The sequence below is a fragment of the Azospirillum rugosum genome (assembly GCF_017876155.1).
GTDB lineage: Bacteria > Pseudomonadota > Alphaproteobacteria > Azospirillales > Azospirillaceae > Azospirillum > Azospirillum rugosum.
Map to the genome: position 1 here is coordinate 166,927 of NZ_JAGINP010000021.1, position 6,980 is coordinate 173,906.

Annotated in this window: 5 protein-coding genes and 1 tRNA gene; 5 read left to right on the top strand and 1 reads right to left on the bottom strand. The window is 62.1% G+C overall.

All coding sequences use genetic code 11. The annotated features are described in order from the left end of the window. The first annotated feature begins 125 nt into the window (after positions 1–125). From J2851_RS25875 to J2851_RS25895, 5 genes are all read left to right on the top strand, one after another. Positions 126–210: transfer RNA gene (locus tag J2851_RS25875), tRNA-Leu, on the top strand. Between the two features lie 838 nt (positions 211–1,048). After that, positions 1,049–1,252, top strand: coding sequence for a hypothetical protein (locus tag J2851_RS25880; RefSeq protein ID WP_209769898.1), 204 nt, complete (start codon positions 1,049–1,051; stop codon positions 1,250–1,252). Between the two features lie 182 nt (positions 1,253–1,434). Next, positions 1,435–3,849, top strand: coding sequence for an ATP-binding protein (locus tag J2851_RS25885; protein WP_209769900.1), 2,415 nt, complete (start codon positions 1,435–1,437; stop codon positions 3,847–3,849). Positions 3,850–3,953: 104 nt separating this feature from the next. Then, positions 3,954–4,346: a response regulator gene (locus J2851_RS25890; protein WP_209769902.1), complete on the top strand. Its 393-nt coding sequence runs from the start codon at positions 3,954–3,956 to the stop codon at positions 4,344–4,346. A gap of 290 nt (positions 4,347–4,636) precedes the next feature. Next, complete coding sequence (locus tag J2851_RS25895; RefSeq protein WP_209769903.1) at positions 4,637–4,966, top strand: hypothetical protein; 330 nt, start codon at positions 4,637–4,639, stop codon at positions 4,964–4,966. Positions 4,967–5,013: 47 nt separating this feature from the next. On the opposite strand, the gene J2851_RS25900 is transcribed toward J2851_RS25895, so the two are convergent. Next, a complete protein-coding gene (locus J2851_RS25900) occupies positions 5,014–6,594 on the bottom strand; it encodes a PAS domain-containing sensor histidine kinase (RefSeq protein ID WP_209769904.1) in 1,581 nt (526 codons plus the stop codon). Positions 6,595–6,980: the final 386 nt, after the last annotated feature.

Genomic DNA, 6,980 nt, shown 5'->3' on the forward strand with positions numbered 1-6,980 from the left:
GCACGGAGCGAAAAAGAGGTTAGGTTATAAGGGCTTAGCTGCACACAAGGAGAGTGGCAACTGCACCGGCCGTAGAGGCTAGGAGCAGCATAGGAGCCAAGAGAGTACCATTAAGTATTTACGACGCGAGAGTGACGGAATCGGTAGACGTAGTCGACTCAAAATCGACCGCCGCAAGGCATGGGGGTTCGAGTCCCCCCTCTCGCACCATCAACATGATAATTAAAATTGAGGAATACCTTACTTTCATGCCGAAGCGGCAGAGGCAGACACCCCAAATCCATTGACAAGAACCGAGCGGAATAGCTCTCCTGAGAATGCCAAGATGCACTCATCTTAGTTTTGGGGCTTTTAATACCACGCCCGCCGCAAGTCCCTTCACGCCGGCATAGCCAACAGAACGGTCGCTCCCCCGCGGAATTGATCTCCGCATTCTGGCCCGGCTAGCGACTGTACAGGCGAAAAGCCAAGCAAAACGGTGCGCCGCGCTGAAGAACAGCCGTCCGCATTGGCACCAAAGCTCACGAGCGGAAGGCGGCCCAAGGATCGCGCAGCAGACGAGCCCGCCATTCCCATCAATGGCTCCAGCCCACGCCATATCTTCTAACTGCCTCGAAGCGGCCGGGTGGCTTGGTCCTCTAACTGGCACCAACCTCAACGCGAACCTGTGATTGATGAGTATACAGGGAGGAACGCCAACCGCGGCACCTGGAGCATAGCGCGACTCGCGTCGATTATCAGAACGGACGTTCCGTGAACATCCTGGCGATCAGGCGTCGGCCATAAGGTTCCCGGCGCTCTGGGGCACCCGCAACGACCTCAACGGGACCGGGACCTTCCTCACCGGCGCGTTGCGCGCGTGGGTACGAGTCGGAGGAGCTTGTCGCAAAGAGACCGTCCTAGTCGTTCACCCCGACGACCGTGCCGGTCCTTTGGCAGCGATGGCCACCCTGACGACGAAGCGCCCCACCGCCACTTCCCAGATGTGCCTGCGGCACAAGAACGGCCATTACATCTGGTCCGAACGTCGAGTGCGGCTGGCGTTCTCATGGAAGCGGCCGGGTATCCCGACATCGTGCAACACACAGCAGAACACGCCTTGATCGAGATGGCGTTGGGGCGGACCATGAAATTTGTCCACAGCGAAGACGTGGGGGCGACCCTCGACTTCACGCTGGCTCTTCTGCTGTCGCATCAATCCGACGCGGACAGGAGTCTGGAAGCTTTCCTGAAGCGCCGGTTCAAGCCGTAGGTAAACACGCTCGTGCGCCGCCGCCTTGATCGCACACCAGGCGCGAATGGAACATCTTCGTCAACAGCGCTGTAATCGGCATCGCCGCAAACTACCAATGCCCGCGCACGCCCCTATTTCTTTTAACCAAATGAATTCGGCTCACGGTGTGCAACGTGAGCGCGTCGCGTGGGCGTATCGTCATGCAGAAACCTTTGCGCCGCCCTCTTCTCCTGCTCTCTGTGGTCATGCTGCCTTTGCTGGCGGTCGGGATCGCCACGCAACTTAGCCTTCGGCAACACCAGGAAGAAGCGGTCCACGCGGACGCGATGCGTCTGCTCGACGGGGTGGAGGCCGAGCAGCAGCGACTGGTCGACGACGTCCAACACATCCTCGGGACCTTAGCCACAGCGGCGGCACCTCAACTCGCAGGCTCAAACTGCCAAACGGCGATGGACGGGCTGCGGGAGCAACTGCCGCCGTACCTTATTGTCGAGGTGATGGGCTTGGACGGCCACGTGCGGTGCGCGACCGCCCCGCGCGCCATAGGGAGCTTCATCGGCGATCGCGTGAACGTGACACAGGCATTGTCAGCCGGCGCGTTCGCCGTGGGCGGCTACAGCATCGCCCGCGGCATCGGCCACGCCATCCTGACATTCGGACAGCCGTTGAAGGACGCGGATGGTACCCATGTCGGGGTGGTCACGGCCCTCCTCGACATCGCTTGGCTGGATGAGTTCTTGAAACGCAAGCCGCTGCCCGGCGGCACGGTGATCCTGGTGGCCGACCGCAACGGCACGGTGCTCGCGCGGACGCCGCCGTTGACGGACGTCGTCGGCGCCCCCCTGCCGGATCGACTCCACGTCATGCTCAAAGGAAACCGCCGATCCACCGCAGAGATCGAGGCACTAGATGGCATCCTGCGGGTAATAGCCTACTCAAGCCCGGAGACGGGCGCCCCCGACATGATGATCATGGTGGGGATCGATAAATCAGCAGCTCTTGCCCCGACCGACGCAGCGCTCTGGCGCATCATGGGGCTCTTTATCGGTGTGCTGGCGCTCTGCTACGCGGGCATGGCCGGGGGGATCCGCCATCTTGTCCGGTTGCGCGAGCGTCTGGTTCTTGCCTTGAAGTCGGGGGGTGCGGGCAGCTTCGACCTTGACCTCCGCACCGGCACGGCCGTCTGGTCCGAGGAATCCTTCCGCATCTTCGGACTCGACCCGCTCCGCGATCGCTCCGGCTACGAGACCTGGAAAGCCGTCCTGCACCCGGAGGACCGGGAACGTGTCATCCGGGAACGCCAAGCCGCCATCGAGGCACGCGAGGCCGAACATCACATGGAGTACCGCGTCGTGCACCCCGACGGCACGGTACGCTGGGTCGAAACCGTGGGGCGTACCATCTCCAACCCGGACGGGACACCGGTTCGGGTTTCGGGCCTTCACATCGACATCACCCGACGCAAGGAGGCCGAGGCAGCGTTGCAGGCCGCAAAAAACGAGGCCGAGCGGGCAAATCTCGCCAAGACCAAGTTCCTGGCGGCGGCCAGCCACGATCTGCGCCAGCCCATGCAGTCGATGTTCATGTTCGCCGCCGCGCTGCACCCGCACGTCACCTCCGAGCGCGGCCGCAATGCGTTGACCATGCTGGAGCGCGGGCTGGATACGATGAAGGGCCTCCTCGACAGCTTGCTCGATGTGTCGCGCTTGGACGCCGGTGTCATCCGGCCGGCCATCGAAGACTTCCCGATCCGGCCGGTGCTCGATCACATCGGCGCCTCCTACCAGCCGGTTGCCGCCGCAAAGGGCCTCGAGCTTCAGGTCGGCGCCACTTGCGACACCGTCGTACGCAGCGATCCCAACCTGCTTGGCCGCATGGTGCGCAACCTGGTCGAGAACGCCATCCGCTACACGGAGGTCGGCTACGTCCGCCTGACGTGTCACGTCGTCAATGGTCATGCCCGCATCGCGGTGCACGATACCGGCATCGGCATCCCGCCCGCTCACTTGGAGCGCGTCTTCGATGAGTTCCATCAATTGGGCAATCCAGAGCGCGACCGCAGCCAGGGGCTCGGCCTGGGATTATCGATCGTCCAGCGCCTGTCGCGGCTGCTTGGCCACCCCGTCACCGTGGAATCGGAGCCGGGCCAGGGGTCCGTGTTCTCCATCGATGTCACCCTCGGCAAGGCACCGGCACTTCTGGACAATCAGCCAGGAGCCATCGTGCCGCGGGATGGCGAGGGGCGCCTCGCGGTACTGGTCGATGACGACGCCATCGTGCTCCTTGGCCTCCGGGCCATCTTTCAGGACTGGAAATTCCAGACACTGATTGCCGCCTCCGCCGAACAAGCGGTCGAGCGCCTGAAGTCGGACGGCCGCATCCCCGACATCATCATCGCCGACTATCGCCTGCGCGGCGGCGAGCGCGGCACCGATGCCGTCCAGCGCATCCGCGATCTGCTGGGCGTGGCCGTGCCGGCCATCATCCTGACTGGCGAGACCGGCATGGAGTGGCAGCGGGAGGCGGGCGATCTCGGCTACGGCATCGCGTTCAAACCGGTCACCCCCCGTCAATTGCACGACGTGCTGCGGCGACATCTGGGCGACGCGGCGTAGTCAACGAGCAACGGCCCCGCCACTGCGCTGTTGGTTGTGGTGCATCACGATGGGGACTCCCCAAACAAGGTCTGGGACCGATCCTGCGCCTGTGGCGCTTTTCTATGGAACGTGCCGTGCCACCTTCTGTACACATCATCATCGCCGAAGACGAGGCTCTCGCCGTGATGGCGCTCCAGGAGGCTCTGGAGAGAGCCGGATACCGGGTGACGGTCACACACAACGGCCTGCGAGCGCTCGACGCCGAAAGGCATGATCCGGCTGATGTGCTCCTCACCGACCTGTGCATGCCGCAGCTTGGTGGCGCCGAACTCATTCGGCAGATCCGCGCCCGACGGCCGGGTCTCCCCGTTGTCGTCATGACGGGATCACCACCACCGGGCGGTAAAGATGAACTCCAGGCCCAAGATCCTGGCCAGATGGAAATTCTCATCAAGCCCCTTGATCCTGCCAATGTCGTTCGGACTATCACAACCATATTGACAATATCTTCATAGGGAATTATAATATAATATACTTACATTAAGTCGAATTTGTGAGATTTTGTTTTTGGCTATTTATATTAGATAATCGGAAATCATGATAAATGGTTTAAAATACGGAAAATAATTAGGAAGAACCAAGACGCTTGACGTCGACCTTCAAGACTCGGGCGTCCGGGTACTATCGATCACACCCAAACCGAAGAAAGCGCTCAACAGCTAGCCCCTTACTTCTGATGAGGTATGGGTCAGCGCAGAAGCCAAGGCCCCCTGGACGATCTCAGTACCAGCCTATCTGTCGGCACATGTTGGATGCACCGGTTATCTGCACCTTTCTGCTGCCCCTCGACGGGAAACTCCACACGATCACCGTTGTCCTGCACATCGGCGTGCCGGTCATCGCGCGCATGGAGGTCCGGCCCGTGCAGCAGCATCCTGAAGTGGAGTTCGTTGCTACTTGGTGTGACGGAGAATGGCATGTGTTTGAAGGCACCATCTGCAAGGACCCGCGCCGCTATTTGCTCCAAGGTCTCCACGACGGTTACCTGTTGGCCGGCCCTACGGAGCGCGACTGGGGACTGGTGAAAAGTGTTCTGGAGTTCCTTTCACAAGCACCCACCGTCTGGAGACGCTGATTGACGGCCTTCACGTGAAGAACGGCCGAGGCAAAAAGGAACGGCTCTCAAACAGCCTCCGGTGCCTCAGCCGCTTTTGACAAAACTTTGTCGAAGAGCTTGATGAGTTGCTCGACCCGGTAAGGCTTGGGCAGGACCTCGATGCCGGCCGCTTTCGCAATATCTTCACTGTATCCCGTCGCCAGGATGATCGGCAAGCCGGGTTGCCGCCGTTGGGCCTCGCGCGCCAACTCCACGCCGTTCATCGTACCCGGCATGACGACATCGCTGAACAACAGATCCACACCGCCGGCCGCCAGGATCGGCAAGGCATCGTCCGCCGTCACCGCCCGTTCGACAACGAACCCCACATCCTCCAGAGCGGCCGCGACAGTCATGGAGACGATTGCATCATCCTCCACCACCAGCACACGGGCGGACCGTCGTGCCTGCGGCCTCTGCTCCGCAACAACGTCGGCGGGGACAGGGGGAGAAGCCGGCGAGCGCGGGAGCAGGACATGAACCGTCGTTCCCTTCCCCACCGCACTGTCAATCCAGGCCGCTCCGCCCGAGTTGCGGACAAAACCATAGACCTGGGACAGACCAAGGCCGGAGCCCTTTCCTACGTCCTTCGTGGTGAAGTAGGGATCGAAGGCCCGGCCCAAGACCTCCGGCGGCATGCCGGAGCCGGTGTCGGTGATCGTCAGGTGCACAAAATCCCCAGTCACGCCCCGCGGATCGCCGGCGGGGAGCGCCTGGTTGCAGGCGCGCACCACCAGCGCGCCGCCGTGCGGCATGGCATCGCGGGCGTTCACCGCCAAGTTCAGGAGCGCAAGCTCGAACTGGGTTGGATCCACCTGAACCGCCCACAGGCTGGGTGCAAAGTCGCTTTCCAGGCGGATATCGGCCCGTAACGCACGGGCCAGCAGCGCCGACATGCCCAGTACTCGGTCGCGCACGTCCACCGCTTCCGGCCGCAGGTCTTGCTGCCGGGCGAAGGACATGAGCTGGCGCACCAGCTTCGTGCCATGCTCGATCGCCTGATTCCCGGCTTCCAGGACAGGCCGTATGGCGGGTTCGGCCGCCCGTCGCTCGATCAGCTTCAGACAACCGGACAGTGCCTGGAGGAGGTTGTTGAAGTCGTGGGCGATCCCCCCGCTCAGCTGACCGACCGCTTCCATCTTCTGGACCTGCAGGAGCTCGGCACGAGCCTGCTCGAGAGCCTCCTGCGCGGCCTTGCGCTCGGTGATGTCCCGGGTGATCTTTGCGAACCCGATCAGTTCCCCCGCCTCGTCACGGATTGCGTCTATGACGACGCTTGCCCAGAAACGGGTGCCGTCCTTGCGGACGCGCCAGCCTTCCGTTTCAAACTTCCCCTCCTGAAGCGCAGTCCGAAGGCCCAGCTCCGGCTTGCCGGCTGCTCGGTCCTCTTCGGTGTAGAAGCAGGAGAAATGCTGTCCGATGATGTCGCACGCCGCATAGCCCTTGAACCGTTGGGCGCCCGCGTTCCAGCTGATCACGACGCCGCTGGGATCGAGCATGTAGATGGCGTAGTCGATGACGTGCTCCACCAGGAGCTGGAAACGCCGTTCCGCCGACAGCGGCCCTCCGGACTGCTGTGCCTTGCCCGCTGAGTTGTCACAGCTCATCCGATCCGCACCGCCCCAGGCCAGTTGTCGTCGTCAGGTTCCCATGCTCGTCATCACTATACGATGAGAGAAAGCTACGGAACCATTGACCGACTGGCCGCTGCCGAACGGATGATAGGTGGTGCAAGGACATACCCGGCCGCAGGGCCTTTCGGTCAGCGGCGGTGCACAATAGCACTCTGCCAATCGGCAGGCGGACCCGCAGGGCGATTTCGCCGCATGCATCGCGTATGACAGGCTCATGACAAATGCGTCACATTTGTTGAAAATACGCAAAAGCTGGCAGCGGCCTGCACAGTGCGCTCGAAACTGAACAGGACGACCGGAGGAAAGTGAACGGTCTGTACGGCAGCATGAACAGCGGAGCGGGTTGAGCAGCCGAGCGG

What these genes read in the sequence shown, in the direction of transcription:
- J2851_RS25880 (WP_209769898.1), top strand. Translation starts at nt 1,049, where the DNA reads ATGGAAGCGGCCGGGTATCCCGACATCGTGCAACACACAGCAGAACAC.
- J2851_RS25885 (WP_209769900.1), top strand. Translation starts at nt 1,435, where the DNA reads ATGCAGAAACCTTTGCGCCGCCCTCTTCTCCTGCTCTCTGTGGTCATG.
- J2851_RS25890 (WP_209769902.1), top strand. Translation starts at nt 3,954, where the DNA reads ATGGAACGTGCCGTGCCACCTTCTGTACACATCATCATCGCCGAAGAC.
- J2851_RS25895 (WP_209769903.1), top strand. Translation starts at nt 4,637, where the DNA reads ATGTTGGATGCACCGGTTATCTGCACCTTTCTGCTGCCCCTCGACGGG.
- J2851_RS25900 (WP_209769904.1), bottom strand. Translation starts at nt 6,594, where the DNA reads ATGAGCTGTGACAACTCAGCGGGCAAGGCACAGCAGTCCGGAGGGCCG.